We start from the raw sequence: 24413 nt of genomic DNA, 5'->3' as shown, positions 1-24413 counted from the left end.
CATGCTCAGAGCTTTGCTATTCTCACTGTTGATTTTCACCATGACGGCTCAGGCCGCAAAAGAGGCTGAAGACGGTTCTCAAATCCAGCCCGATAATTATTACCCAAGAGTCAAACTGGAAACCACTATGGGTGACATTGTTATAGAACTCGACCGTCGCCGCGCCCCAATCACAGTGAACAACTTTTTGCGTTATGTAGATAAGCGCAGCTATGAAGGCACTATTTTTCAGCGCATTATTCCCGGCTATATTGTCCAGGGTGGCGGTTACACTGTTGACTATGAAGAGAAATCCTCCTACCCGGCGATCTTTAACGAATCCGGTAACGGCCTGAAAAATACCATGTACTCAGTGGCGATGGCCCGTCAGAACGATCCACATACCGCAACCCGCCAGTTTTTCTTCAATTTAGATGAGAACGACAATCTCGACCCCGGCCGGACCTGGGGTTACACCGTATTCGGAGCGGTGGTGGAGGGCTATGAGGTAGTCGATGCTATGGGTGAGGTAGAAACCGAATACAAAGCAACCATAGGCTTTGCCGATGCGCCGGTGGAGCCAATCATCATTAATAAAGCGGTGCTACTTCCACCTCAGTTCTGATCGACCTGCTGTTTCTCTGGTGTATGCGATAACCAGTCGCTGGCGAAGGTAATGCAACTTTCGCCAGTGGCCTTGGAACGGTACATAGCCTTATCTGCCAGACTCAGCAGTTCCTGTTCATTGGTAGCGTCGTCCGGGAAACAGGCCACACCGATACTGGCGCCAATTTCAACCAGCACATCCTGAACAAGGTAAGGTTTGCAAATCGCCTCAATGATTTTTTCTACCAGCGACTGACACATCTGGTAAGACTGGATATCGGTGAGCAACAACGTAAACTCATCGCCACCTAGACGGGCAACGGTATCTGAATCCCGCACGGTTTGCTTCATTCTGACTGCAACACGCCCGAGTAATAAGTCGCCAAACTTGTGGCCATAGCGGTCGTTAACCCCTTTAAAACCATTCAGATCGATAAACAACAGGGCGATTTTTTCGTTGCGACGCAACGCATGTTTAACTTCTACCGATAAGCGGTCATTAAACAAATGACGGTTAGGTAAGTCTGTTAGCTGATCGTGATAAGCCAGCAGCGTGAGTTCCTGCTGTTGCGCTTTTTGCTGACTGTCATCAATGATGGTGTAGACCGTTGCCGGACGGCTGCCAATCTTGACTTCGCTGACTTCCACCTGACAATGATACTGCTCACCTATTTTACGTACACCGTACATTTCGCCTTCATACTCGTACAATAACGTCTCGACTTTACGCCCCAGTAATTCGGTCATAGCGTAACCGCTCATGTCTTCAATGAGCTTATTCGCCCGGATAATTTTGCCGTTTTCGTCGGCCACCAAAATACCAGTAGCCACCTGGTTCATAATGTTATCAACCAAATCTACGGAATGATTCGCTTTACGTACTCGTAATCGGTACATCAGGATGGCCAGGGTAAAGTTAATAATGGCCAGAAAAAAAGCCAGGCCCTGATAAAAACGAATAGACATGGCTTCTGCCTGGGTCTCGTGCTCAAGTTCAACGGTCAGTTTATTCATTAAATCAAGTAGTGTCAGGTTCTTGCGCTGCGCCACATCAATGGCTTGCTGCAGAAGCAACTGGTCGTACTCGCGACCAATTAGCTGCCGGACTTTTTGCCTGAGAGGTGACCATTCCAATAATGCCTGTTGTACTATTTGCATTGTCGCTTCACTGGTTAAAGGTGCCACTTCAATCACATTATGGTCAGCTGAAAATGTTCGTCCCCCGCGATGAAAGCTGTCAAGCGTGAGATCAAACCGCTTAAACGTTTCTCTGAGCTCGTTCAGAGAGGCACTGTAGGCTTCTTCGTTAGTGTAGGCGTTTTCCATCATCAGCAAGTCTTTCACCAGACGCTGACTCAGCATACGCTGCCGGCCTGAAAGATTTATGTTGATGGCAGCGGCTTCAATTCGGTAGGACAGCCAGACATTAAGCGATAGCGCCACGAAATCAAACGTCAAAAACAACACAACCGCCATAAGCGTCAGCGTTCTGCCGTAGCGCTGGCTGATGAGGGTAAGTTGGCTTTTGATAGATGCGATTGAGCCCAAGACGTCCCTGCTCCCTGTCTGAATAAACTCTACATAGAGTAATATCTACTAAAGTATAGCATATGCAACTTAAGTCAAAGGCAAATTGTCCATGCCCGGCAGAGTGTGTTTTACCTCGTTACAAGCGATGCAGGAAGAAATCGTGAGGGAGTTGCTGGGGTTGAAACAATTTGCCGATGCGCTTAAAGCCGGTGCGTTCCAAAACCGCCAGGGAGGCGAAATTGTCTGGCCGGCAGATAGCACTGACCTGACGTTCATTGGTATGGAAGGCAGCCCAACTTAGTACCAGATTTACCGCTTCGGACGCATAACCTTTTCCGCGTCCTCGGGGTAAAAAGGCATAGCCAAGGTCAGGACAATTCAGAAAAGAACGACGAATAAAACCACACAAACCAATCCGCGGATCCCCCTCTGCAGCTTTCGCTTCAACCAGCCATAAGCCATACCCTTTGGCTGCAAAACTGTCACTGGTAACACTGATATACTGACTTGCCTGACCGTTATCATGAATCCCACGATCACCGATATACGCCAGCCATTGTTCATCGTTGGTCACGGCCAGAATAAAGTCAACATCGTCACGGCACAGGCGACGTAGCCTGAGGCGCTCTGACTCGAAGCTCACTCTTGCTCTCCCAGCAGTTGGTCAATCACCGCAAAGTAGTCTGGGTTTACCTGCGCGGCCCGTGGATACCTGGGCGCAACACGGTCGTTCATCCGGTGATGCTGCCAACCTGTGGTCGATGCCATAAATCGTCTGGCTGCAGCTTCCCCCCCTAACTCCAGACAACCGGCGAGGCAGGTATCAATGTAACTTTGATACACCGGATAGTTGGGGCTGGAGGGCTCAATTTTCAGCGATTCACAAATCCAGATATCACGCTGCTTTAACCACTCCAGCAAGCGCCCGGTCAGCTCGTCTGGTAATTCAAAACTGAGTTGTCCGATGCTAACAGGCGTAAAACGGTAGTCCTGTTCACGCTTTTGCAGCCCCGGATCCAGAAGCGTGGGGACCAGTTGGGCATTCAGCCAACCGTTGATTTTCTGATAAGCCCCTACGTAGGTCTGCAATTCGGGTTCTGAGCGGGTTATCCAGCCTCGCTCGAAACCATAGACCTCAACTTCAACGCCATCATGGGGAATACCGGAATGTCGACTACGCGAGTCACCATTCATCAAACTGCCGTAGCCCAGCACAATATGTGGCTCAGATATCGCCGTCATCCAACGTTCTAGTTGCTCTATAGATTGCACGGGCTGTTATAACCCGCGCTGACGGACAATCTCGTATAAACAGATCCCGGTGGCAACCGACACATTTAAACTGGATACGCTGCCAGCCATGGGCAGCTTTACCAGTTCGTCGCAGGTTTCTCTGGTTAAGCGGCGCATGCCCTTGCCTTCGGCGCCCATGACCAACGCCATAGGTCCGCTTAGTTTGCAATCATAAATCAGTTGCTCGGCTTCGCCGGCCGTCCCTATCACCCAAACGCCCTTATCCTGCAACTGCTTTAAGGTTCGCGACAGGTTGGTGACCTGAATAAAAGGCACCACTTCGGCCGCACCACAAGCCACTTTTCTGGCCGTGCCGGTTAATCCTCCGGACTTGTCTTTAGGCACAATTAGCGCATGGGCCCCGGCCGCGTCTGCGGTCCGCAGGCACGCCCCGATATTATGCGGATCGGTCACCCCATCCAGCACCAGCAATAAAGGCGCAGGGGTTGAGTCAAGCAAGCGGTCCAAATCACTCTCGTCCAGGGTTTTGGCTGGTTTTGCACGGGCCACTATGCCCTGGTGTTGCTCTCCTTTCACTTTATCGTCGAGCACTTTGCGATGGCAAAACTGCACCGCCACACCGAACCGACGGGCCTGATTTACAATGTTCACGAGACGCTCATCATCACGCCCTTTCAACACCCAGATTTCAATCAATCGTTCGGGTTCGTTTTCAATTACTGCCTGCATGGCGTGCAGGCCGTATAACCATTCTTGCTGTGCCATTAATCTTTCTTACCTTTTGCCGGCCGCCCCTTCTTGGAGCTACCGCGCTTACTAGCTGTACTGCCAGACTTTGCCGCTGGCTTACGTCGTGATTTACCTGAGTTTTTCGCACCGCTTTTATCGCTGTCTTTAGCACTACGACGCTGGCGGCCAGTCGATTTTTCATCACCACTGCGCTTGCTGGCCACCTTAGCTTTTTTACCGCCATGGGAGCGTAGCCATTTGCTATCGAGCACCAAATCTATCTTGCGTTCATCCAGATTCACAGCCGCTACTTTGACTTCCAGTTGATCGCCTAAGCGGTACTGACGGGCTCCGCTCTCGCCACTGAGTGTTTGCTTCACTTCATCGTAGCGATAGTAGTCATCGTCGAGGGAGGTAATATGCACCAGACCGTCTATATGATACTCGGTGATGCGCACGAAAATACCGAAACCGGTCACCGAGCTCACTACGCCTTCAAAGGTTTCGCCCACGTGGTCCTGCATAAACTCGCATTTGAGCCAGTCGCTAACGTCCCGGGTAGCATCATCGGCGCGGCGCTCGGTCATTGAGCATTGCTCGCCTAATTGCGCAACTTCCTCTTCGCTGTATGACTTGGCACCATGAACGGTCTGACCATGCTTTTTAAGGATCGACTTAATAGTGCGGTGTACCACCAGATCCGGATAACGGCGTATCGGCGAGGTAAAATGGGCGTAAGCGTCCAGTGCCAGGCCAAAGTGGCCGATATTGTCACCGTCGTAAATAGCCTGTTTCATGGAGCGCAACAACATGGTCTGGATCAGTTCCTGATCAGGACGACCACGGGTTTTGCTGACCACCGCGGTAAAATCGGCCGGCGACGCGCCCTCAACAATACTATGCGGGATACCCACTTCTCCCAGGTAAGAGGTAAACGCCGTCAGTCTGTCCGCATCGGGTTTATCATGCACCCGAAACAGTGAGTGTGCATGATTGTTTTCAATATATAGGGCCGCACTGACGTTGGCCATGATCATGCACTCTTCAATAAGTTTGTGCGCATCGTTACGCTCAATGGGTACGATGTTTTCTATTTTCCGCTGGGCATTGAAAACAAACTTACTTTCCTGGGTCTCAAATTCGATAGCGCCACGTTGCGCACGGGCTTTTTTCAGTGCACGGTAAAGATCGTGTAAGTGACGCAAATGCGGCACAAACGCTTCGTAACGTTGATGAAGCTCTTTATTGCCACTTAATATTTGCCACACTTTACTGTAGGTAAAGCGGGCATGGGAATTCATCACCGCTTCGTAAAACTGGTATTTATCCAGCTTACCGGCCGGGCTGATGGTCATTTCACAAACCATGCAGAGACGGTCGACTTCCGGGTTCAATGAACATAACCCGTTAGACAACACTTCCGGCAACATAGGGATAACCTGTTCAGGGAAATATACCGAGTTCCCCCGTTCTAATGCTTCAGCATCCAACGCACTGCCGGGCGTTACATACTGACTGACATCAGCAATGGCCACCCACAGCTGCCAGCCGCCGTTTTCCAGCGGTTCACAAAACACCGCATCGTCGAAGTCACGCGCGTCTTCACCGTCGATGGTGACAAGCGGTAACTGACGCAAATCGACTCTACCGGTTTTATCTTCTTCCCTGACACTGTCGGTTAACCCGTCAATCTGGCGGCTAACCCCTTTGGGCCACTGATGCGGAATATCAAAGGTGCGCAGGGCCATTTCAATTTCCATCCCCGGCGCCATGTGTTCACCGAGCACTTCAATAATGCGGCCAACCGGGCTTACCCGACGGCGTGGTCGCTGGGTGATTTCCACCACCACTACATTGCCTTGCCTGGCGCCATGTGCATGTTCTGGAGGGATAATGATTTCAAAATTAATGCGGCTGTCATCAGGAATAACCATCCCCATGCCCTGCTCTGTAAAATAGCGGCCAACAATGGGTTCTTTTCGTGGTTCTATCACCTGATTAATGTAGGCCTCGCGACGACCACGGCGGTCAGTACCGCTTTCGCGAGCCTCCACCCTGTCATCATGCATAAACATTTGCATCTGTCCGGCGCTGATAAACAAATCACCGGAATTGTCGTCCGGGCGCAGGAAACCGTAACCGTCCCGGTGGCCTATAACGCGCCCGCGGATAAGCTGTTCCTGTTGCAGAACGGCATATCGCTTTTGTTTGGTAAATTGAATTTGCCCCTCACGCTCCATGGCGCGCAGGCGTCGTTGAATACCAATCCGGCTGTCTTCGTCCTGGGCATTTACACTTTGGCAAATGTCCATAAAGGCCATGGGCTTGCCATGCTCTTTAAGGGTTTCCAGCAAAAATTCTCGGCTGGCTACCGGATTGTCGTACTTGGCTTTTTCCCGCTCGTAGTGCGGATCATCTGTCATATAAACTCTGTGGTTTGATGTATTGCTGCCAGTATAATACTAATCTGGCTCATTAAATACTCAATTGCGTATAAGAATTGTAGTGGTGCCAGTATATAACGGACCACAGCATAAAAAAACGGTGGCCTGAGCCACCGTTTTGGATTGCGTTTCAGTAAAGCGTTTTTCGCTTATTGTTTTTTCATCGACTCGTGGAAACCCGCCAGATCGTCAACTTTCGTGGCCCCTTCGATATTCGCAAAAGGTTGTTCCACAAAGCTGGTGCCACGCAGTTGCACAGATATTCGCGCGGCTTTATCGTTAAGCATAGTTTGCTGATAAAACGCTTTAACGTCTTCCAGGGTCACTTTCTCAACCGCGGCAATCAGCTTTTGCTCGCTGTCGAAGTCGTATTTCTCCCGGTACCAGTCTGAAATAAACGGTACCACTTCGTCACGCATGTTCTTAGGCGCCTCTTTCAGCGCCACCAGTGCACTGGTTTTTAACTTGGCAAATTCTGCTTCCGTTAGGGCATCCAATGCATCTTTGTATTGTGTTTTAAATGCATCAAAACGCGCCTGCATGGCCGCCACATCTTTAACCGGGGTTTGAATAAACATGGCAAAACCGGTGTAGTCACCAATGCTGGTTGCCATGCCACCCACGGCATAAGCCAGTTGCTCTTCGGTACGCAGTTTGTCAAAGGCGACGGTTCTGAAGTGACCACGTAATACTGTGCCGGCGGCCCGGGTATCAAAACCTGGTTCTGGGTGCACCATCACATCAATCAGTGCCACATCGGCAACGGTCAGGTCCTGCTGCCAAACCAGGGTCTGCTCAGCCTGCGGTTGCCAGAACTCACGCATGTCGTAATTTACGCTGGTGCGATTGTCCGGCAGAGTGTCTTTAACCAAAGCTACCGCGTTATCCAGATCGGCCTTGTCATAGTTACCAAAGGCAAAAATACGCAGTTGGTTTTCACTTAACAATGCCTGCATAAATGCCTGCATATCGGCCACCGTTAACGATTCAGCCGCGCTGATGAGTGATTCAGTATTGAAATTACCTTCACGGATCAGATTGTTATAAGCATCAAACGCCTGATAGAAAGGGAATTTCTTGCCGGCATTCTGCAAACCGCGCACGTAGCGATCGACTGCCTGAGCAAAGTTCTGCTCGTTAACATCCACCACCAGTGCATTGAGGGCTTTGGTCAGTAACTCAGGCTGTTTATCGGTAAAGCCACCAATGGCCAGACTGATACCATTACCGTCATTGAAGCGTAAAGACATCCCGGCAATGCTTGCCTCGGTCATCAACGCGCTTTGTTGCAGGCTGTAAAGGTCTTGCCACAGGGCTGTCATTACCGTTGCTTTGACGTCAGTCTCCGGCACACCTGAATTGATATATACGGTCATTTCACCACGCGGTTGCTCGGTAAACGCCTGGCTAGGGAACGACCACACTTTAACGCCGTTTTCATCAATCACCAGCTCAGGTTTTTCCTGTGGCGTCTGCGGCTTCAGGGCAAATTCTTCCGGTAGCAATGTATTTACCGCCGGTAAATTCAGCGCGATTTGGGCGGGTTGTTGCCAGGTGGCAATTTCATCTTCGCTAATGGTGTCAACCTGATATTTACCATCGTAGAAGTGAAGCTGGCTGTCTGATGGCTCATTTTTACTGATATACCAGATACGAACGCGTTCGGGTGTTAACTGCGCCAGGACATCTTCAATAGCTTCAGCATCAAAGCTTTCGTAATAAAACGGTGAGGATACCGCAAACTTAGCCGGTACTTCCTGCATGGCCGCCGCCAGATTCGACACATAGCCAAACTCATCGGTTTTTTGCAGGAAGCGGAAACGATTGTTCAGGCTGGTCTGAATTTCACTGAAGTATTTGGCATCAACGCCTTGTTCGCGGATCAGATTGATATATTGCATAACCACTGCCACGATGGCTTCGCGATTTTGCATACCGGCATCAGTCAGGTCGATGTTAATGCTGAACGAGCCATAATTACCATACATATTCGGTGACGCTGAGGCTGACAAATTCGAAATCAGCCCCATCGCTTTTAACTGATAAGCCGGCGTACCAGGCATCTCAGAACCAATCAGGTAAGTGAGGAACTGGTTAGGCTTGGTGGCAAATTCGTCGCTGTTATCACTGATGGTGAAATCAATGTTGAGCTTTTTCACATCTTCATTGGGTACGTAATGAATTCGCTTGCCGCCAACTTTGGAAAAGTCGAGCTTATCGTCAACCGTAGGATTGTCGATATTCTTGTTTTCAATATTGCCAAAGTATTCTTCCGCCAGCGCTTTCATTTCGTCCAGCGGACGGTTGCTGATCATCGCCAGTTTCATAATGTTGGCCGAGTAATAACGCTCGTAGAAATTCACCGTTTCGGTATGCAGTTTGCTGCCTTCCTTATCACCGAGGGATTCCAGGTTACCAATTAGGAAGCGGTTAGCCGGGTGGTCGCCCATCAGACTACGTGCCAGTTTAAACTGACCAAAGTAATCCATCTCACGGCGCATAGACCATTCCGCATTGACCGCATTTTTTTCTTTGTCGGTGTACTCAGGGTAAAGCTTGGGCGCTTTGAAGAAATCAGAAAAACGATCGAGGGCTTCGCCGTAGGCATCGTTATTGATTTTAAACATGTAGTTGGTGATATCCAACCAGGTATAGGCATTGTGCTGACCACCGTTGGCGGTCATAAACTCGGTATACCCTTTGGTATCCGGGTAACGTTCTGTACCTAAAAACAGCATATGCTCAAGATAGTGCGCCATACCCTGTTGAGACATTGGGTCGTGCAACAAGCCTACACTTACACTCAGTGATGCGGCCGATTTTTCGGCTGCCGGGTCAGAAACCAGCATCACTTCTAGTTGGTTGGGCAAAGTAAAAGTATCGTACTGTCTGTCGTCGTTAGGCGATACCATTACGCTCTCTGGCGTAGCAACCGGACTGGCCGGCGCCTGAGCTTTTTCTGTGGCACATCCGCCAAGCAGTGCAGCACAGACCACACCTGCAATCAAAAGCTTTTTCATTAAAATGTTACCTTATGTAGCGTTAATATAGTGAGTTGAAACTTCCAGACCGACCCGGCTTTAAACAATACAGCTGTCGGAACGAATTTTCACACATCACACCATAAAGAAAAGCGCCGCAAGGCGCCAGTCACCGGTTAGACAGGATTGTAAACAAATATGTCAGCGATGCTACTGACCCGATATGCAGTTTTGTTTACCGCAAGTCAGACATGCTGATCGATTAAGATAGCGTTGCCGTCGGGATCAATCATGGCGATGCTGTCAGGCCCCGAAGAGCCTGATTGGGTTTTCTTGGTCAGAATTACACCGGCATCGGTCAGAACTGACTCGACTTCCTGCACCGACGTAAATGACTCGAGTGGGTCACACCCCTGATCCCACCCTGGATTGAAAGTCAGTACATTGCCTTCAAACATGCCCTGAAAAAGGCCAATGACATTCTTGCCATTTTTCATAATCAGCCAGTTCTGGTTAATGTCACCGCCAGACTCGCTGAAGCCAAGTTTCTCGTAAAATGCCTTTGAAGTATGGATATTTTTTACCGATAAACTTACCGAAAATGCGCCGAGTTCCATGTGCTACCCTCACTGTGTAGCCAAAAGGTAATCCTAACTATTATCCAGCTCCGGCTAAATTGCAAAGCGTTGTGTCGGACGGCAGAAGGTAGGCAAGCTGCGCCAGTTACGCTACAGTGAGCATTCATTTTCTTACAGTTCTTAAGTGCCATGGACAGACGACGATTCATTAAACTTTCTTCTTTACTCAGCGGTAGTCTTACCCTGTCGACCCAGTTAACCAGTTGTGCTTCGGCACCCAAAAACGAAGCGTATTTTCCGGCGGTTGAATTTACCCATGGCATAGCCAGTGGCGATCCAACCACCAATGCCGTGATCCTGTGGACCCGAGCCGTGCCCGCCGACAACGAAGACAGTGGTTATGTGCGCTGGCAAATTGCGACGTCGCCAGACTTCAACTCACCGCTGCGCGACGGCGTAGCAAAAACCACTCGCAACAACGATTTCACCGTCAAAATTGATGTGCAGAATTTACCCGCAGGCGGGTCGTTCTATTACCGCTTTTTTACCAGCGAAAACCGCTCCGTCACGGGCACCACCAGTACCCTGTCTACGGGCGTAATTGATAAGCTGAAATTTGCTATTTTTTCCTGCGCCAATTATCCGGCCGGTTATTTCAACGCCTACAAAGCGGCCGCCGAGGACAGTGAAGTTGATGCAGTACTGCACCTGGGCGATTATATATATGAATACCCGAAAGGCGGTTATGCCACGGCCAACGCAGAATCCATAGGCCGCGACTTTTTGCCGGGTAATGAAGGTGAGCTGCTCACGCTTAAGGATTACCGGCTGCGCTATGCAACCTACCGGCAGGACAACGGCCTGCAATTGCTGCATCAACGTAAGCCTTTTATTGCCATCTGGGATGACCACGAAATTGCCAATGACACCTATATGTTGGGCGCTCAGAACCATTCTGCCGACGAGGGAGATTTTTTTGTCCGGCGCACCGCGGCTATTCAAGCCTATTACGAATGGTTACCGATTCGCCCCCCCATGGGCGATGATAATCCGCAGATCTACCGCAGCTTTGAATTTGGCAACCTGGTTAACCTGTACATGCTAGATACACGTGTAATTGGCCGGGAAAAGCAACTTAATATGGCCGATTATAAACAGGCCGATGGCCAGCTTGACAGCAAGGCATTTATGCAGGCACTCAATAACCCGGACCGCACCTTATTGGGCGATGCCCAGTTTAACTGGCTAGCCAATGAAGTTAAACAAAGTAGTGCCCGCTGGCAGGTGCTGGGCCAGCAGGTCCTGATGGGTAAAATGCATTATCCGGCTGAGGTATTAACCAGCCAGCGCGAAGCCGTTGCAGGTGCTATCGAAGAATTACTCGGCCTGCTCAAAAAACAACAAGCGGGTGCCATCCTGAGTGCCCAAGAACAAGCTCGTTTAACCACCAAACTCCCCTACAATCTGGACGCCTGGGATGGTTATGCCGCAGAGCGTGACAAAGTACTCGGGTTATTCTCGGATGCGCAAAAGTCCTTACTGGTCATTGCCGGAGATACGCATAACGGCTGGGTCAGTAAGCTTACTGATAACCGCGGCGAAACCGTGGCCATGGAATATGCAACGCCGAGTGTTTCCTCACCAGGCATGGAAGATTACCTTGGCCTTAAAACAGACCAAGCCAAACGACTGGCCGACGCTTTGCCCCTGCTAATAGATGATCTCAGTTACTGTAATCTTCATGAGCGAGGCTACATGACCATGTCATTTAACCTCTCCATGGTAACCACCCAGTGGCACTATGTCAGTAACATCAGCAACGAAGATTTTACCGTGTTTACTCGCCATACCGAACACTTTGTCAATTAAGCATCTTCAGCAAGGGGTCTGTGCAGGCCCTTTGTTGATGACTTTTGCCGGGATTAAGGAATATACATCCGGGCAAAATCAGGAACACGGTATTCAGCGCAGATTTGTTCATAACTCACACTTAACACCGAATAAATTTCATCCAGCGCACTTTTTTCATCGGTAGTTTTCGCTAGCATATTAAGTAGTTGTGTGGCTTTCTCAGGCTCGCCATAGCAACCAAACTCTGTCGCCACATGAATCTTCGCGTAGATATCACCTTCATCGGCGGCTTGCTGGATCAATGCTAAACCGTTTTCGTTGTAGGTAAGCTTACCCAGAATAAACTTTGCTCTGACATTACCGCGCTCTTCAGTGAGGTAGGACAATATGCGTTTTGCTTTATAGTCAAACTTCGGATAATTGGTGTAGCGATTACCTTTATTATTGGGTAAACGTCCGGTGAAGAAAGCAAATGCGTGGCGCATCGCTTCCTCTGTGGACAAGGTATCAAGGTTTGCAGATCTGACGTCGATAGCCCGTGCTTCAAACGCTTCGCGCTTGGCCATACGGCTTTCGTGATGAGATTGCGATGCCCGAAATATCTCGAAGCCGGTTAATCCGAATAAAGAGGCCGTCAGAGTCAGGCAGCAACCGGCTACCGCCAACGGCATTATTAAAAACCAACGGTTCTTCAGGCGCCTGCTGCTGGTATGCGGTGCTTCTTCAGTGAGGACGTAAAATGCCCGGTGCAGCTCAAAGGGAATAGTTAGCCTGCCCAAGTACGCCGCCGACCAGGCGCCAATACCGTACAGACCGACTAAAATAAAAGCCCGTACCGATTGCCCTTCACCGAGGCTCAGGCCAAACATAAAAGCCGCCACGACCACAGTAAGGTGAGCCAAAAATGCCATTACCGCGAAAGAAGGCTGATAACCACGTCCGTAGAACCGCACAACAATGCCAATTGCCGCGCCGCTGAGTGCCAGCATGATCGGTGCAAAGCGGTCGTCATACAGATAAAGCCAGTACCATAGCACTAGTATGGGTACCGACCAGAACGCCACCGCCAGCGCTGCTTTTAATCCGTTTTGCCCGTTGAGTTTTGCGTCAACGACGTTGATTTCCTGTTGGTTTACCTGCACTGCCCTGTTCCTTGCCGCAAATATGAGTTAATCCTATGATTTTGCTCAAGTATACAGAAATCCAACAGGCCTGCGGTCGTTTCTTATAGGACCTGAACGAGCAGTGGAGTTAAGAATCGAGAGGCGTTCGTGCTGCCCTGACCGCCCGGGGATGCATGAGCTTTTCGAGTTCTTTGAGGTAGGTCGCGATAGTTTGGTGAGTTTGTTTATCTGCCGTTACCGCGTTGTACAACCACTGGTAGGCGTCCTGATAGTCATACGGTGAACCATAGCCGTCGATAAACAGTTCGGCCAGTTGCATCTGGGCTTTCAGATTACCCAATGCTGAGGCTTCGCGCAGATATATCACTGCCCGTTTGCGGTCTTGTTGCACCAGCGTGCCTTTGCTGTAATAGCGGCCAAGCTGCTCAAGTGCCGCCGGCAGGCCCTGATCGGCGGCCTGACGCATAAAATCGACGCCTCTTTCCGGATCGGCTTCGACACAAACACCCCAGGCCAGCATATCGCCCCACAAAAACTGATAGGCAGGCACTTTGAGTACTTCTGCTCTGGCTTCAATATCCTGATTTAACTGGCAACGATCCATCACCACCCGGTCGAGATGCTCATTACGATTAATCATATTGATCAACTCGTCCTGAGTATAAAGCTGTACCGCTTTAATCTCCTGCGCCTTCACTGCGCTACCGACTCCCAGCCATAGGACTGAGAGCATCAGTAATAAACCACCTATGTTCTGCATATCACATTCTTCCAGCTAACTCGTCGCCTCTAGGCGTTTTATCGGCCGGCGGCACAAAAACCTAATTAAATTTAATGTTCATGGCGCTGTTAATCCGCCGCGTATGTTCTACTACGTCAATACCAAGCTCGGTAAGATAGCCCCCGTCTACCTGGGTTATCAACCCTTTGGAATACAGCCGTGCTGCGGCTTCAACAATGGACTGAGTGGCATCGTGGTGAATTTTTAATCCCTGCATCAGACTTTCGGCAGGAAACTTCAATAACAGGTTTAGCTCTTCGATGACGTCGTGTGAAAAAGCCATAAGGACTCCAGGCAATTATTCTCTTTTACTTGTATAGCCAGTATGCGCTTGTATAGCCAACAAGTCATGACGATATTCAGCGCTCACCAACCGGTTTTTAAAACCATTCACTCAATGTTTATATAATACCCTTATTGGCAAAAACGCAACCAGCTAATAACAGCCTCGGGCAGAAAACGCTGAATCCACGTCCATGAGTGATCGGCTCAGGGTCTTTAATGGTATACTCCTGAAAATAATCCTGTTTTGATGGGTATCATAAAAACCCAAAGCACGCAGCTGGGATAGCCACAAACTATGAAGTATAAAGATTTACGCGACTTTATCAGTCAGTTAGAAAAAAACGGCGATTTAGTGCGCATCACCAAACCAATCAGTACCAAACTGGAAATGACCGAAATAGCCGACCGTACCCTGCGTGCCGGCGGCCCTGCGCTGTTATTTGAAAACCCGGTTGACTTTGATATTCCGGTATTAATGAACCTGTTTGGTACGCCCGAGCGTGTTGCGCTGGGCATGGGACAAAACTCGGTAACCGCTCTGCGTGAAGTCGGTAAACTACTAGCCTATTTAAAAGAACCTGAACCGCCCAAAGGACTCAAAGATCTCTGGGAAAAACTCCCGGTATTTAAGCAGGTACTGAATATGCCGGCCAAGGAAGTCCGCAAAGCCCCCTGTCAGGAGGTAGTGTTAAGTGGTGATGAGGTTGATCTCACCCGCTTGCCGGTTCAGCATTGCTGGCCTGGTGACGCCGCTCCGCTTATCACATGGGGGCTCACAGTTACCAAAGGCCCGCACAAAAAACGCCAGAACCTGGGGATTTACCGTCAGCAGTTACTGGGTAAAAACAAACTTATAATGCGTTGGCTGTCCCACCGCGGCGGTGCACTGGATTTTCGCGAATGGTGCCAGACTCACCCCGGCGAGCCTTATCCGGTATCAGTAGCTTTGGGTGCCGATCCGGCCACTATTCTTGGCGCGGTGACGCCGGTACCGGATACGCTTTCTGAGTATGCGTTTGCCGGACTGTTGCGCGGCGATAAAACCGAAGTTGTGAAGTCGGTAAGCAATGATTTACAGGTACCAGCCAGTGCTGAGTTTGTGCTGGAAGGCTATATTGCCCAGGACGAAACCGCGCCAGAAGGTCCGTATGGCGATCACACCGGCTATTACAACGAAGTAGATGAGTTCCCGGTCTTTACGGTCACTCATATCACTCACCGTAAGGATCCGATTTATCATTCTACCTACACCGGTCGGCCGCCAGATGAGCCCGCAGTCCTCGGGGTAGCGCTCAATGAAGTGTTTGTGCCAATCCTACAAAAGCAGTTTCCTGAAATTGTGGATTTTTATCTGCCGCCGGAAGGCTGTTCCTATCGCATGGCGGTAGTGACCATGAAGAAACAGTATCCCGGCCACGCCAAACGGGTGATGATGGGCGTTTGGTCTTTCTTACGTCAGTTTATGTACACCAAATTTGTTGTGGTATGCGATGACGACGTCAATGCTCGCGACTGGCAGGATGTGATTTGGGCGATTACTACCCGAATGGATCCCGCCCGTGATACAGTAATGATTGAAAACACGCCCATAGATTATCTTGATTTCGCCTCGCCGGTATCAGGGCTGGGTTCCAAGATGGGGCTGGATGCCACCAATAAAATGCCCGGCGAAACCGACCGGGAATGGGGTGAGCCCATCGTTATGGAGCAAGCGGTAAAAGACCGGGTAGATGCAATCTGGGATGAACTCGGTATCATCAACAGTGCAAATTCCGGACAATAACGTAAACCTACAAACAATAAGAGATTCTGTATACATGTCACAAATTAGATGCCAGGTTGAAGGTATAGCACCACTGACCAAGACGGTTTATCGGGTTGATCTGACCCCCGATGTCTCTCTCGACTTCCAATCGGGACAGTACGTTTTGGTACACATGGCTGAAGACGATAAACGTCCTTTTTCTATCGCCAATGCGGCGCACGACAACAACCGTCTTGAACTGCATATTGGGGCAGAGCCCGGTAACAGTTACGCTGGCGAAGTGCTCGACCGCATGCGTCAGGAAAAAGCCATTTTCATCTCCGGCGGGCATGGCCAGGCCACCCTGCAAGACGGTGATATGCCAATCATTCTGGTCGCTGGTGGTACCGGCTTTTCTTACACTTATTCCATTCTTATGCAATCACTGAAGGTCAATCCGAACCGTGAAATCACCCTGTACTGGGGAGGAAAGCACCTGGAGGATCTGTATTACCATAAAGAACTGGTTTCGCTGGCCGCACACCATCCGCACCTGACCTATATTCCGGTAGTCGAAAACGCAGCCGATGACTGGGAGGGTCGCAAGGGTTGGGTACACCATGCCGTGCTGGCTGATTACGCCGACTTATCCGGCGTACAGGTTTATATCGCCGGGCGCTTCGACATGGCCAAGGTCGCCCGCGACGATTTCTTCGAACGTGGCCTGAGAAAAGAAAACCTGTTTGGCGACGCCTACGCGTTTATTTAATCTCACGCACTGACGGTGGTTATAATGAAAATAATACGTCCACTTACGTTACTGTTTTTTAGCGGCAGCTTCGCTTTGCAGGCTGCTCCGCTCGAGTATGTTGATCAACCCCAGTTGCATGATATTGCGGCCAATGTTTCTGCCGAACGAATAGAACAGGATATCGAGAAGCTGGTGAGTTTTGGTACCCGCCACACGCTCTCTGATACCGAGTCGGATACCCGGGGTATTGGTGCCGCACGCCGCTGGATAAAAGCCGAGTTTGAGCGCATCTCTGCCGCGTGTGGCAATTGCCTGGAGGTGTATTACAGTTCTGCCACCATCAGTGGTGAGAAACGCATCCCTGATCCGGTTGAAGTAGTCAGTGTAATTGCTGTACAGCGCGGCGTCAGCGATCCGGGTCGCTATGTGTTGATGTCGGGCGATATTGATTCACGGGTATCTGATGTGATGAATGCCACCTCAGACTCCCCCGGCGCTAATGACAACGCCTCAGGGGTAGCAGGCACGCTGGAAGCCGCTCGCGTACTCAGTCAGTATCGTTTTAACGGCAGCATTGTTTATGCTGCACTGTCTGGCGAAGAGCAGGGCTTATTTGGCGGTAAAATTCTGGCTGAGCAAGCCGCTAAAGCTGGCTGGCGGTTAAAAGCTGTACTTAATAACGATATGATTGGCAATATTGAAGGGATTAACGGGGTTATCAACAACACCACCGCCCGCATTTTTGCCGAAGGCACGCGTCAGACCGAAACCGACCGCGAAGCAACCATTCGCCGCTTCACCGGCGGTGAGGTTGACTCGCCTAGCCGCAACCTGGCCCGCTATATTGATTTAGTCGCCGACCGCTATATTCCTAACCTGGATACCATGGTGGTTTATCGCCTGGACAGATTCGGTCGCGGCGGACATCATCGCCCGTTCAACGACCTTGGCTTCCCCGGTGTACGGATCATGGAAACCAATGAAAACTACGTTCGCCAGCACCAGGACTTACGGGAAGAAAACGGTATCAAATATGGCGATACGATTGATGGCGTTAACTTTGATTATGCCGCTAAACTCACTGCGCTGAATGCGGTAAGTCTGGCAAGTATGGCCTGGGCCCCCAATCCGCCTATCGACGTCAGCATTAAAGGGGCTGTAGAACCTTCTACCACCCTGAGCTGGCAGGCGTTGGACAAAGCGCAAAACCCGCACTTAGCCGGCTATAAGATTTACTGGCGCTACACCGACGCCCCACAGTGGCAATTTAGCCGATTTGTCGGTGATGTGACCGAATTTACCTTACAGAACGTAGTGATTGATAACTACTTCTTCGGCGTGGCCAGTGTCAGTAAAGATGGCTTTGAGAGCCCGGTTGTGTTTCCGGGTGCCGCAGGAGCGTTTGGCGAGTAATGTTTAAAGAGGTATGGTAAAGATGCAATTAAACGGTGTGGTGATTAGCCTTCTGTCAGCATGGTTAATGGTATTAACTTTTCCTGCTGCGGCGCAATCCCCCATCACGTTAGTTGCTAACCCTTTACCCACTCTGGTGAGCGAAGAGTTCGAAAATGCCAGGCTCAATCAACTGATTGCACAGGCATTCAGTAAGCTGGGCGTAGAAGTCACCTTGGCGGTCGACCGTCCAGCCTTTTCCGGCAGCGGTTTACTTACCGGCAAGTACGACGGCGAATTTGCGCATTTTGCCCTGCAGGAACAGCGCGACAACCTGCTCTATAGCAAAGCCTACCTACCCGCCCTACTGTATGTAGCCAGCCGTAAGTTTCCACTCGATGAAGTTACCCAGTTCTCCCACATTCGCAATAGTCGGGTTGCAACGACCAACCGTATTGCCAATACGCCAGCAATGCGTAATGTGAAACCCGTATCCTGGGTACGTAACCCGACCCTTTTCGACATGTTCAGTCAACTGTCAGAAAAACGTGCGGACTATGTTTTTGAAGACTGGCTGATAATTGCCGAATTTAACAGAATGCTTATCAACGACGGCGAAAAGCCCTTGTTTGTTTCACCCTATCCTTTGGTGACATCAGCCATAACAATCAGCTTGCACAAGGATTATCCAAATGCCCAACAGCTACTGGATGAGTTTGATACTTACATTCGCGACATCCAGCGGGATGGCCGGTTTAACGTGACAATGGCGGTTGGCTGGACCAGCATGGATATCAATGGTGACGGTACCGCGGATTGGATAACCAGCTCGAAGATGCATCATACAGACGTTCCACCGATGTCGCAAAAAGGTGTTTTACCACTGGATAAAACCAAACCAGGACAAGCCTCTTTGTTTGTGATTGATGGTGAGCAATTTAGTCGCTGGCCCGATGCGCAAGCACAACTTAATGCCCAACCGGTACTGCCACGACCAACATTGTTGGACCGAGAAGTCTATAAACGCATGCTGCAGCGTTGGTAAGCAGTCCGTCTCAAACTCCTCATTCCTTTGTCAGAGCCATAACGCTGAGATGGCTTAAACCTGAAGGCACTTGCTTGCGGTATGGCAATGACTTGCCGGCACTGACTCAGACATGGCATCGCGCTTGCCGCCTTTGACGCAGTTGAATAGCGGCAATTCCGCTATCGTTCTTGTTATCGCAGTCCTGACCCGCAATAGTTTATCTGGTACTAAACCTGCATTGCTCTGTGCTGATTTCAGCCACTTGGTAACCTTACATCATGACGCCAACAGTAACCGGTAACCTCTCATTACTCGACTACATTAAAAACTATGAAAACGGCGTGAACGATTTGGCGGCGCTATCTAAACGTCCGGGTAGTGCGCAACGAGAAGCCTTACAGGAGGTCGAGTCGGGTTTGGTGAATCTTAACAGTATCGACGACCTGGTAGAGAAAATTCAAAACGGTGAATCCAATGCTTCACCACAAACTATTGCCGACATGCTCGACTTTTATCAACAGCGGGTTGCGTCCGAAGTTGAGGATCTGGCTCAGAGATTTGATCTCAGCGTTTTACCCGACCTTGGCTATGCAAATGGTGAATGGCAGTACAGTTCAGCATCTGCCGGGGGGGACACTAAAGCAGAGCAAAGGTTTGTTGATTACCTGAATAAAGATAACCGGCTGAGTGACAGAATGAATAAATTGCTATCGTTAACGCAGCTAAACGAAATGACGACTGCCAAAGACTATGCAGTGCAAATCAATCAGGAAGGTACAGACAGTGACATGGCTAAAGAATATCTGCTGTCTACCCGCCAACAAATCACTGACCATAACTTCTTTATCTACCAAAACAATAAACTTTACCCGGCAGCCAAAGGGCTGGCGTACAGTCAGTTTGCTGATATCCAGCCATCTGCCTGAACCAACCAGTGGGACATTGTTTACAGAGCGTCTACGCACACTAACTTTCCCTCAGCTTCGATAAACGATCGCCAGCAATTCGACATAAGCGTGTCGTGAAGTGACACGACTTTGTTTGCAACAATCAGCTGAGAAAACTGAACACCATCGATGCTGGAAAACAAAGGGGATAAATTAAAATCCAACTCGGGCTTATGACTCGAAGCATTCATCCCCCGCAGCAGTGACTTCAGAGGTAAGCGCATCGCTAGCCCCATATATTCTCGTGGCTCTTAACAATTTTCCAGTCGAATCAGGACTAATAATGAAGACAGGAAAAATTTACCACTGTGAACCATGCCACTGCCCAACCCACTCGCCATTTTGCAGGATTTATTCAACACTGTTGATAGAGGCTGTCGTGTTCGCCATACACAACCGGAACTGGCCACGGCTGTCTTCAATTATCCAGGGCCCTTTGGTGTCAGGACCGGCTATAAGTTTCAGTCGGGTTGATACACTTTGTTGCATTGTTCCTTGTCAGTACGTTGGTGACATGGTTCTTGCCTTTATGGTCAGTTCAATTTAACAGGCCGTGCTAACGTCTAAAGGCTTTGATGGTTTAAAAAAATGTCTGTAAGCCAGTTTGTGCGCGACCGAGTATCAAACCATGAATATCGTAAGTCCCTTCGTAGGTGTTCACCGTTTCCAGATTCAGCATATGGCGCATAATGTGGTATTCATCAGAGATCCCATTACCACCATGCATATCCCGCGCTTTTCTGGCAATATCGAGCGCTTTACCACAGTTATTGCGCTTTATCAGGGAAATCATGGCCGGATCAAACTGCCCCGCATCGATCAACTGCCCTACTCGTAGTGCAGCCTGTAAACCCAGCGTGATTTCAGTTTGCATATCTGCCAGTTTAGTTTGAAACAGCTGAGTTTGCGCCAGCGGCTTGCCAAATTGTTTGCGGTCCAGACCATACTGCCGGGCCGCTAGCCAGCAAAACTCCGCTGCGCCCATGGCCCCCCACGCAATGCCGTACCGGGCCATATTAAGACAGCTAAAAGGCCCTTTCAGGCCGCTAACACCCGGTAGTAGATTTTGCTCAGGTACAAAGACCTCATCCATCACGATTTCGCCGGTGATCGAGGCTTTAAGCGACAATTTACCGCTAATTTCTGGTGTTGACAGCCCCGGCATACCACGCTCCAGAATAAATCCACAAATTGCATTGTTCATCGCCTTATTCTTCGCCCACACCACACAAATATCAGCAATTGGTGAATTAGTGATCCACATCTTACTGCCGTTTATTCGATAGCCACCTTCAACGGGTTCAGCGCGGGTTTCCATACTGGCGGGATCAGAACCTGCGTTGGGTTCGGTTAATCCAAAGCAACCAATCAGTTCACCGCTGGCGAGCTTTGGCAGGTATCGTTGCTTTTGCTCCTCGCTGCCAAACTGATAGATGGGATGCATCACCAGCGAAGACTGTACACTCATAGCACTGCGATAACTGCTGTCGACCCGCTCGACCTCGCGGGCGATTAAACCATAAGCCACGTAACTGACCCCGGCACAGCCATAACCATTAATGGTTGCTCCCAGCAACCCCATCTCGCCAAACTGACGCATGATCTGCGGATCGAACCGGCCCTCCCGGTTAGCCTTTAAAATGCCCGGCTGTAGGGTTTCCTGACAAAACTGGTGGGCAGAATCGCGCAACATGCGCTCTTCATCACTTAGTTGAGTATCCAGCATTAACATATCCTGCCAATAGGGGTTAACCGACATCCTCATCTCCTGCTAGTAATTTAGGTAGGGTATTTTTATGGTAAGCATTATACACTTTTCCGCCTTTAAGCTGGCTAAATCCCGCTTAACGGCAGTGCCGTTGTGTACTTTATTTGTTCCATCGCAAAACTTGAGGTCACATCACCCATTGGCATGTTCTTAATTAATCGCTTGTAAAAATGATCGAAGCTTTGCATGTCGGCAACCATAACCTTGAGCATATAATCGTACTCACCAGACATGCGGTAAAACTCTATCACCTCATCAAAAGCACTGCAGTGGCGGGCAAATTCGGTTAACCACTTTTCATCATGCCGCGCAGCCTTTACCTGTACGAAGACGGTAAGCTTTAATCCCAAGGCTTCAGCATCAAGCAACGCTACCTTACGCGTAATCGGCCCGTGTTGTTGTAAACGCTGAATACGACGCCAACACGGCGTGGTGGTCAGTCCGACTTGTTCAGCAATCTCCTGTACTGCTATTTCGCTGTTGCGCTGCAATAGTGAGAGAATTTTTCTGTCTATCGAATCCATAGATTTATTTTCCATACAACAAATAAAAACTAGAAATAAATATCAATATACCATGAAACTTATCGAAATATTTAGCAACTTCTTGCACACCTGGTAAGCCATACTATTTATCTCCTCTGTGTATATTAATGAGTAACTTTGATGTTTGATTCAGCTCTGGATTTTTCGCAACCCGTCGCCTTTCGCCAGTGTATTACACAAACCATTGGCAACACTCCCATGGTGCGACTCAATCGACTGCCTGCATCAAGGGATGTTAAGGCCACCATTTTGGCAAAGCTGGAGTATTTTAATCCGGCGGGTTCGATAAAAGACCGCGCAGCGTTGTCGATGCTGGAGGATCTGTTGGGTCAGCATAACGGCAGCATAAAACACATTATTGAGGCCACTTCGGGCAACAGCGGAGTCGCCTGCGCCTGGCTGGGCGCGGTTTATGACATCCCGGTTACCATAGTTATGCCACAACACATGTCCAGAGAAAGGCAGTTAATGATTCGTCATTATGGTGCTAATCTGATCACAACGTCACAGGCTGGCGGTATGCCCGGCGCAATCGCTCATGCAGAAAGGCTGCTGGACCAAATCGAGGGGGCTGTGTCGATGGATCAGTTTGCGAACCCGGCCAATGCCGCCGCCCATCAACATTCAACAGCAAGTGAGGTATGGCAGCAAACAAATGGCCAGATTGATGCACTGGTTGCCTGTATGGGCACGGGGGGCACGCTTACCGGTATGGCCCGCTACCTTAAAGCGCAAAATCCGGCTATTCAAATCATTGCTGCAGAACCCAGTGCGTGTCCGTTGTTAAGCAAAGGGGAAAGTGGCGAACATGCCATTCAGGGCATCAACCCCGGGCATATTCCGAAAGGATTGGATCGAAGTCTGATAGATGAGGTGCTAACCATCGATTGCCAGCAGGCCATTGATACCGCCAGGCTGTTAGCCCGCAAGGAAGGTGTAGCAGTGGGCATATCATCCGGCGCGACTGTCGCTGTCGCTATGACACTGGGACGCAGGGCTGAATTTCAGGGTAAAACCATTGTCACTATGCTGGCCGACAGCGCCGAGCGTTACTTCTCAACAAACCTTTTTGAGCAAACTATTTAGCCGAGCTTATGCCACCAGGGTGCACTGTAATCAACATCTTCAGCAGCAATTTCAATCGCATTGGGTCTGACAAACCCCAACCACCAGAGGTTGGCAATGTTTTCATCAAAAAACACCAGTGTCTGACTCTCATTGTGAGCTTTGTAAGCCTTATAGTAGGCTTCAATGGGGAACATGGGATGACTTTGGTCGAATACAACCCGGCCACCATGAACCCTGTACAAATGAGCATCCACGGTAAATTGCAGAGCGGCAAAGTGAGCCACTTCGTCAAGTTTGTCACCGCTGAGTGATTCACTACCAAAAGCCGCTTTAAATGAAGCAACAAATTGCGGTGCGGCTGTCAGGTCATGTTTGGCTGCGTAATCAGTCACAAACTGATGCTCGATGAACTCAACGATTTTAGAAAAGTTCTGCAATTCACGGCGCTCAGCACCCATGGGATCTTCTTGCAGACCGGTCATTTCTTCAGGCGTAGGTTTAAAGTCGCTTTCCTTTAATACTTGCGTGTTAAATGCAACAACGGATTTATCGTCTGCCAGCGAGTAAGACGGCTGGAAACAACAAATAAAGAACAGAAAAAATTGAAAAACGCGCTTCATGGTTACAATGCTCTTAACACACATTCGCCATGCAGGACGTAAGCGTACCGCTCACAGCAACTGTGATTGGTTTACCAATGAGCCACCTGAGTGGTGATTCAGAATAGAAAAGGCCCCTACCTTTCAGCAAGGGCCTCACAAATCATTTAGATGGCTTGTACGTTAGCCGCCTGCAGACCTTTTTGTCCTTGTTCAACTTCAAATTGAACTTTCTGACCTTCTACCAGGGTTTTGTACCCATCAGAGATGATCGCACGAAAATGAACAAATACGTCTTTACCGCCGTCGTCCTGCGTTAAAAAGCCATAACCTTTTTCAGCATTAAACCACTTAACGGTACCAGTTACTTTAGACATGAAAACCTCAAAAAAACTCTGTAAAACCTTTGTGCCATGTGACACGGACTTGC

General features: G+C 49.6%; 23 protein-coding genes. 8 read left to right on the top strand and 15 right to left on the bottom strand.

Annotated elements, in window-relative coordinates:
* The first annotated feature begins 1 nt into the window (after position 1).
* The gene (locus AC2T0J_RS12085) at positions 2-604 is read left to right on the top strand and encodes a peptidylprolyl isomerase (protein ID WP_489806075.1); all 603 of its coding nucleotides are present in this window, start codon (positions 2-4) and stop codon (positions 602-604) included.
* Here the strand turns inward: AC2T0J_RS12085 and AC2T0J_RS12080 are convergent.
* The 7 genes from AC2T0J_RS12080 to AC2T0J_RS12050 form a co-directional block, all read right to left on the bottom strand.
* Positions 595-2133: a diguanylate cyclase domain-containing protein gene (locus tag AC2T0J_RS12080; RefSeq protein ID WP_489806074.1), complete on the bottom strand. Its 1539-nt coding sequence runs from the start codon at positions 2131-2133 to the stop codon at positions 595-597. The genes AC2T0J_RS12085 and AC2T0J_RS12080 overlap by 10 nt on opposite strands.
* Positions 2134-2251: 118 nt before the next feature.
* A complete protein-coding gene (locus tag AC2T0J_RS12075; RefSeq protein WP_489806073.1) occupies positions 2252-2758 on the bottom strand; it encodes a GNAT family N-acetyltransferase in 507 nt (168 codons plus the stop codon).
* The gene (locus AC2T0J_RS12070) at positions 2755-3357 is read right to left on the bottom strand and encodes a gamma-glutamylcyclotransferase (protein WP_489806072.1); all 603 of its coding nucleotides are present in this window, start codon (positions 3355-3357) and stop codon (positions 2755-2757) included. The genes AC2T0J_RS12075 and AC2T0J_RS12070 overlap by 4 nt, the downstream gene beginning before the upstream one ends.
* Positions 3358-3393: 36 nt before the next feature.
* The gene (gene rlmB, locus AC2T0J_RS12065; RefSeq protein ID WP_489806071.1) at positions 3394-4134 is read right to left on the bottom strand and encodes a 23S rRNA (guanosine(2251)-2'-O)-methyltransferase RlmB; all 741 of its coding nucleotides are present in this window, start codon (positions 4132-4134) and stop codon (positions 3394-3396) included.
* Positions 4134-6521, bottom strand: coding sequence for a ribonuclease R (rnr, locus tag AC2T0J_RS12060; RefSeq protein ID WP_489806070.1), 2388 nt, complete (start codon positions 6519-6521; stop codon positions 4134-4136). The genes rlmB and rnr overlap by 1 nt, the downstream gene beginning before the upstream one ends.
* Before the next feature lie 170 nt (positions 6522-6691).
* Complete coding sequence (locus tag AC2T0J_RS12055; protein ID WP_489806069.1) at positions 6692-9562, bottom strand: insulinase family protein; 2871 nt, start codon at positions 9560-9562, stop codon at positions 6692-6694.
* Between the two features lie 206 nt (positions 9563-9768).
* Complete coding sequence (locus tag AC2T0J_RS12050) at positions 9769-10140, bottom strand: VOC family protein (protein WP_489806068.1); 372 nt, start codon at positions 10138-10140, stop codon at positions 9769-9771.
* 150 nt (positions 10141-10290) lie between these two features.
* Here AC2T0J_RS12050 and AC2T0J_RS12045 point away from each other — a divergent pair, with 150 nt between their 5' ends.
* Entirely contained in the window at positions 10291-11970 is a 1680-nt protein-coding gene (locus AC2T0J_RS12045) for an alkaline phosphatase D family protein (protein ID WP_489806067.1), read from the top strand.
* A 53-nt stretch (positions 11971-12023) separates the two neighbouring features.
* Here the strand turns inward: AC2T0J_RS12045 and AC2T0J_RS12040 are convergent, their stop codons facing one another.
* The 3 genes from AC2T0J_RS12040 to AC2T0J_RS12030 all read right to left on the bottom strand — a co-directional run bounded on the left by AC2T0J_RS12040 (position 12024) and on the right by AC2T0J_RS12030 (position 14140).
* The gene (locus AC2T0J_RS12040; protein WP_489806066.1) at positions 12024-13094 is read right to left on the bottom strand and encodes a hypothetical protein; all 1071 of its coding nucleotides are present in this window, start codon (positions 13092-13094) and stop codon (positions 12024-12026) included.
* Between the two features lie 109 nt (positions 13095-13203).
* The gene (locus AC2T0J_RS12035) at positions 13204-13809 is read right to left on the bottom strand and encodes a tetratricopeptide repeat protein (protein WP_489810326.1); all 606 of its coding nucleotides are present in this window, start codon (positions 13807-13809) and stop codon (positions 13204-13206) included.
* An 88-nt stretch (positions 13810-13897) separates the two neighbouring features.
* Entirely contained in the window at positions 13898-14140 is a 243-nt protein-coding gene (locus AC2T0J_RS12030) for a TIGR02647 family protein (protein ID WP_489806065.1), read from the bottom strand.
* A gap of 297 nt (positions 14141-14437) precedes the next feature.
* Between AC2T0J_RS12030 and ubiD the strand changes: the two genes are divergently transcribed.
* From ubiD to AC2T0J_RS12005, 5 genes are all read left to right on the top strand, one after another.
* Positions 14438-15925, top strand: coding sequence for a 4-hydroxy-3-polyprenylbenzoate decarboxylase (gene ubiD / locus AC2T0J_RS12025; RefSeq protein WP_489806064.1), 1488 nt, complete (start codon positions 14438-14440; stop codon positions 15923-15925).
* 34 nt (positions 15926-15959) lie between these two features.
* On the top strand, positions 15960-16655 hold the full coding sequence (fre, locus tag AC2T0J_RS12020) for an NAD(P)H-flavin reductase (RefSeq protein WP_489806063.1): 696 nt from the start codon (positions 15960-15962) through the stop codon (positions 16653-16655).
* Between the two features lie 24 nt (positions 16656-16679).
* Entirely contained in the window at positions 16680-18050 is a 1371-nt protein-coding gene (locus AC2T0J_RS12015) for a M28 family metallopeptidase (protein ID WP_489806062.1), read from the top strand.
* A 22-nt stretch (positions 18051-18072) separates the two neighbouring features.
* Positions 18073-19074, top strand: coding sequence for a substrate-binding periplasmic protein (locus AC2T0J_RS12010; protein ID WP_489806061.1), 1002 nt, complete (start codon positions 18073-18075; stop codon positions 19072-19074).
* Positions 19075-19334: 260 nt separating this feature from the next.
* Entirely contained in the window at positions 19335-19982 is a 648-nt protein-coding gene (locus tag AC2T0J_RS12005; RefSeq protein WP_489806060.1) for a hypothetical protein, read from the top strand.
* A 20-nt stretch (positions 19983-20002) separates the two neighbouring features.
* Here the strand turns inward: AC2T0J_RS12005 and AC2T0J_RS12000 are convergent, their stop codons facing one another.
* The 3 genes from AC2T0J_RS12000 to AC2T0J_RS11990 all read right to left on the bottom strand — a co-directional run bounded on the left by AC2T0J_RS12000 (position 20003) and on the right by AC2T0J_RS11990 (position 22295).
* Positions 20003-20227, bottom strand: a complete 225-nt coding sequence (locus AC2T0J_RS12000; RefSeq protein WP_489806059.1) for a hypothetical protein — start codon at positions 20225-20227, stop codon at positions 20003-20005.
* A 356-nt stretch (positions 20228-20583) separates the two neighbouring features.
* On the bottom strand, positions 20584-21762 hold the full coding sequence (locus tag AC2T0J_RS11995) for an acyl-CoA dehydrogenase (RefSeq protein ID WP_489806058.1): 1179 nt from the start codon (positions 21760-21762) through the stop codon (positions 20584-20586).
* 74 nt (positions 21763-21836) lie between these two features.
* Positions 21837-22295 carry an Lrp/AsnC family transcriptional regulator gene (locus AC2T0J_RS11990; protein WP_489806057.1) on the bottom strand — a complete coding sequence of 153 codons (459 nt, stop codon included), beginning with the start codon at positions 22293-22295 and terminating at the stop codon, positions 21837-21839.
* A gap of 141 nt (positions 22296-22436) precedes the next feature.
* Here AC2T0J_RS11990 and AC2T0J_RS11985 point away from each other — a divergent pair, with 141 nt between their 5' ends.
* A complete protein-coding gene (locus AC2T0J_RS11985) occupies positions 22437-23402 on the top strand; it encodes a PLP-dependent cysteine synthase family protein (protein ID WP_489806056.1) in 966 nt (321 codons plus the stop codon).
* Here the strand turns inward: AC2T0J_RS11985 and AC2T0J_RS11980 are convergent.
* Both AC2T0J_RS11980 and cspE read right to left on the bottom strand, forming a co-directional pair.
* On the bottom strand, positions 23399-24004 hold the full coding sequence (locus tag AC2T0J_RS11980) for a hypothetical protein (protein ID WP_489806055.1): 606 nt from the start codon (positions 24002-24004) through the stop codon (positions 23399-23401). The two genes, AC2T0J_RS11985 and AC2T0J_RS11980, sit on opposite strands and share 4 nt — an antisense overlap.
* A 146-nt stretch (positions 24005-24150) precedes the next feature.
* Positions 24151-24360 (bottom strand): transcription antiterminator/RNA stability regulator CspE, encoded by a 210-nt coding sequence (gene cspE, locus AC2T0J_RS11975; protein WP_105932863.1) that lies wholly within the window; start codon positions 24358-24360, stop codon positions 24151-24153.
* Positions 24361-24413 lie beyond the last annotated feature (53 nt).

Source organism: Alteromonas sp. ISO5, assembly GCF_058105165.1.
The sequence above is the reverse complement of the archived record's forward strand: the minus strand, read 5'-3'. Positions and strand labels throughout refer to the sequence as shown.

Bases quoted from the DNA above. Each gene is read 5' to 3' on its own strand.
- AC2T0J_RS12085 (WP_489806075.1), top strand. From the start codon at position 2: ATGCTCAGAGCTTTGCTATTCTCACTGTTGATTTTCACCATGACGGCT.
- AC2T0J_RS12070 (WP_489806072.1), bottom strand. From the start codon at position 3,357: ATGACGGCGATATCTGAGCCACATATTGTGCTGGGCTACGGCAGTTTG.
- rlmB (WP_489806071.1), bottom strand. From the start codon at position 4,134: ATGGCACAGCAAGAATGGTTATACGGCCTGCACGCCATGCAGGCAGTA.
- rnr (WP_489806070.1), bottom strand. From the start codon at position 6,521: ATGACAGATGATCCGCACTACGAGCGGGAAAAAGCCAAGTACGACAAT.
- AC2T0J_RS12055 (WP_489806069.1), bottom strand. From the start codon at position 9,562: ATGAAAAAGCTTTTGATTGCAGGTGTGGTCTGTGCTGCACTGCTTGGC.
- AC2T0J_RS12050 (WP_489806068.1), bottom strand. From the start codon at position 10,140: ATGGAACTCGGCGCATTTTCGGTAAGTTTATCGGTAAAAAATATCCAT.
- AC2T0J_RS12045 (WP_489806067.1), top strand. From the start codon at position 10,291: ATGGACAGACGACGATTCATTAAACTTTCTTCTTTACTCAGCGGTAGT.
- AC2T0J_RS12035 (WP_489810326.1), bottom strand. From the start codon at position 13,809: ATGCTCTCAGTCCTATGGCTGGGAGTCGGTAGCGCAGTGAAGGCGCAG.
- AC2T0J_RS12030 (WP_489806065.1), bottom strand. From the start codon at position 14,140: ATGGCTTTTTCACACGACGTCATCGAAGAGCTAAACCTGTTATTGAAG.
- ubiD (WP_489806064.1), top strand. From the start codon at position 14,438: ATGAAGTATAAAGATTTACGCGACTTTATCAGTCAGTTAGAAAAAAAC.
- fre (WP_489806063.1), top strand. From the start codon at position 15,960: ATGTCACAAATTAGATGCCAGGTTGAAGGTATAGCACCACTGACCAAG.
- AC2T0J_RS12015 (WP_489806062.1), top strand. From the start codon at position 16,680: ATGAAAATAATACGTCCACTTACGTTACTGTTTTTTAGCGGCAGCTTC.
- AC2T0J_RS12010 (WP_489806061.1), top strand. From the start codon at position 18,073: ATGCAATTAAACGGTGTGGTGATTAGCCTTCTGTCAGCATGGTTAATG.
- AC2T0J_RS12005 (WP_489806060.1), top strand. From the start codon at position 19,335: ATGACGCCAACAGTAACCGGTAACCTCTCATTACTCGACTACATTAAA.
- AC2T0J_RS12000 (WP_489806059.1), bottom strand. From the start codon at position 20,227: ATGCGCTTACCTCTGAAGTCACTGCTGCGGGGGATGAATGCTTCGAGT.
- AC2T0J_RS11995 (WP_489806058.1), bottom strand. From the start codon at position 21,762: ATGTCGGTTAACCCCTATTGGCAGGATATGTTAATGCTGGATACTCAA.
- AC2T0J_RS11990 (WP_489806057.1), bottom strand. From the start codon at position 22,295: ATGGATTCGATAGACAGAAAAATTCTCTCACTATTGCAGCGCAACAGC.
- AC2T0J_RS11985 (WP_489806056.1), top strand. From the start codon at position 22,437: ATGTTTGATTCAGCTCTGGATTTTTCGCAACCCGTCGCCTTTCGCCAG.
- AC2T0J_RS11980 (WP_489806055.1), bottom strand. From the start codon at position 24,004: ATGAAGCGCGTTTTTCAATTTTTTCTGTTCTTTATTTGTTGTTTCCAG.
- cspE (WP_105932863.1), bottom strand. From the start codon at position 24,360: ATGTCTAAAGTAACTGGTACCGTTAAGTGGTTTAATGCTGAAAAAGGT.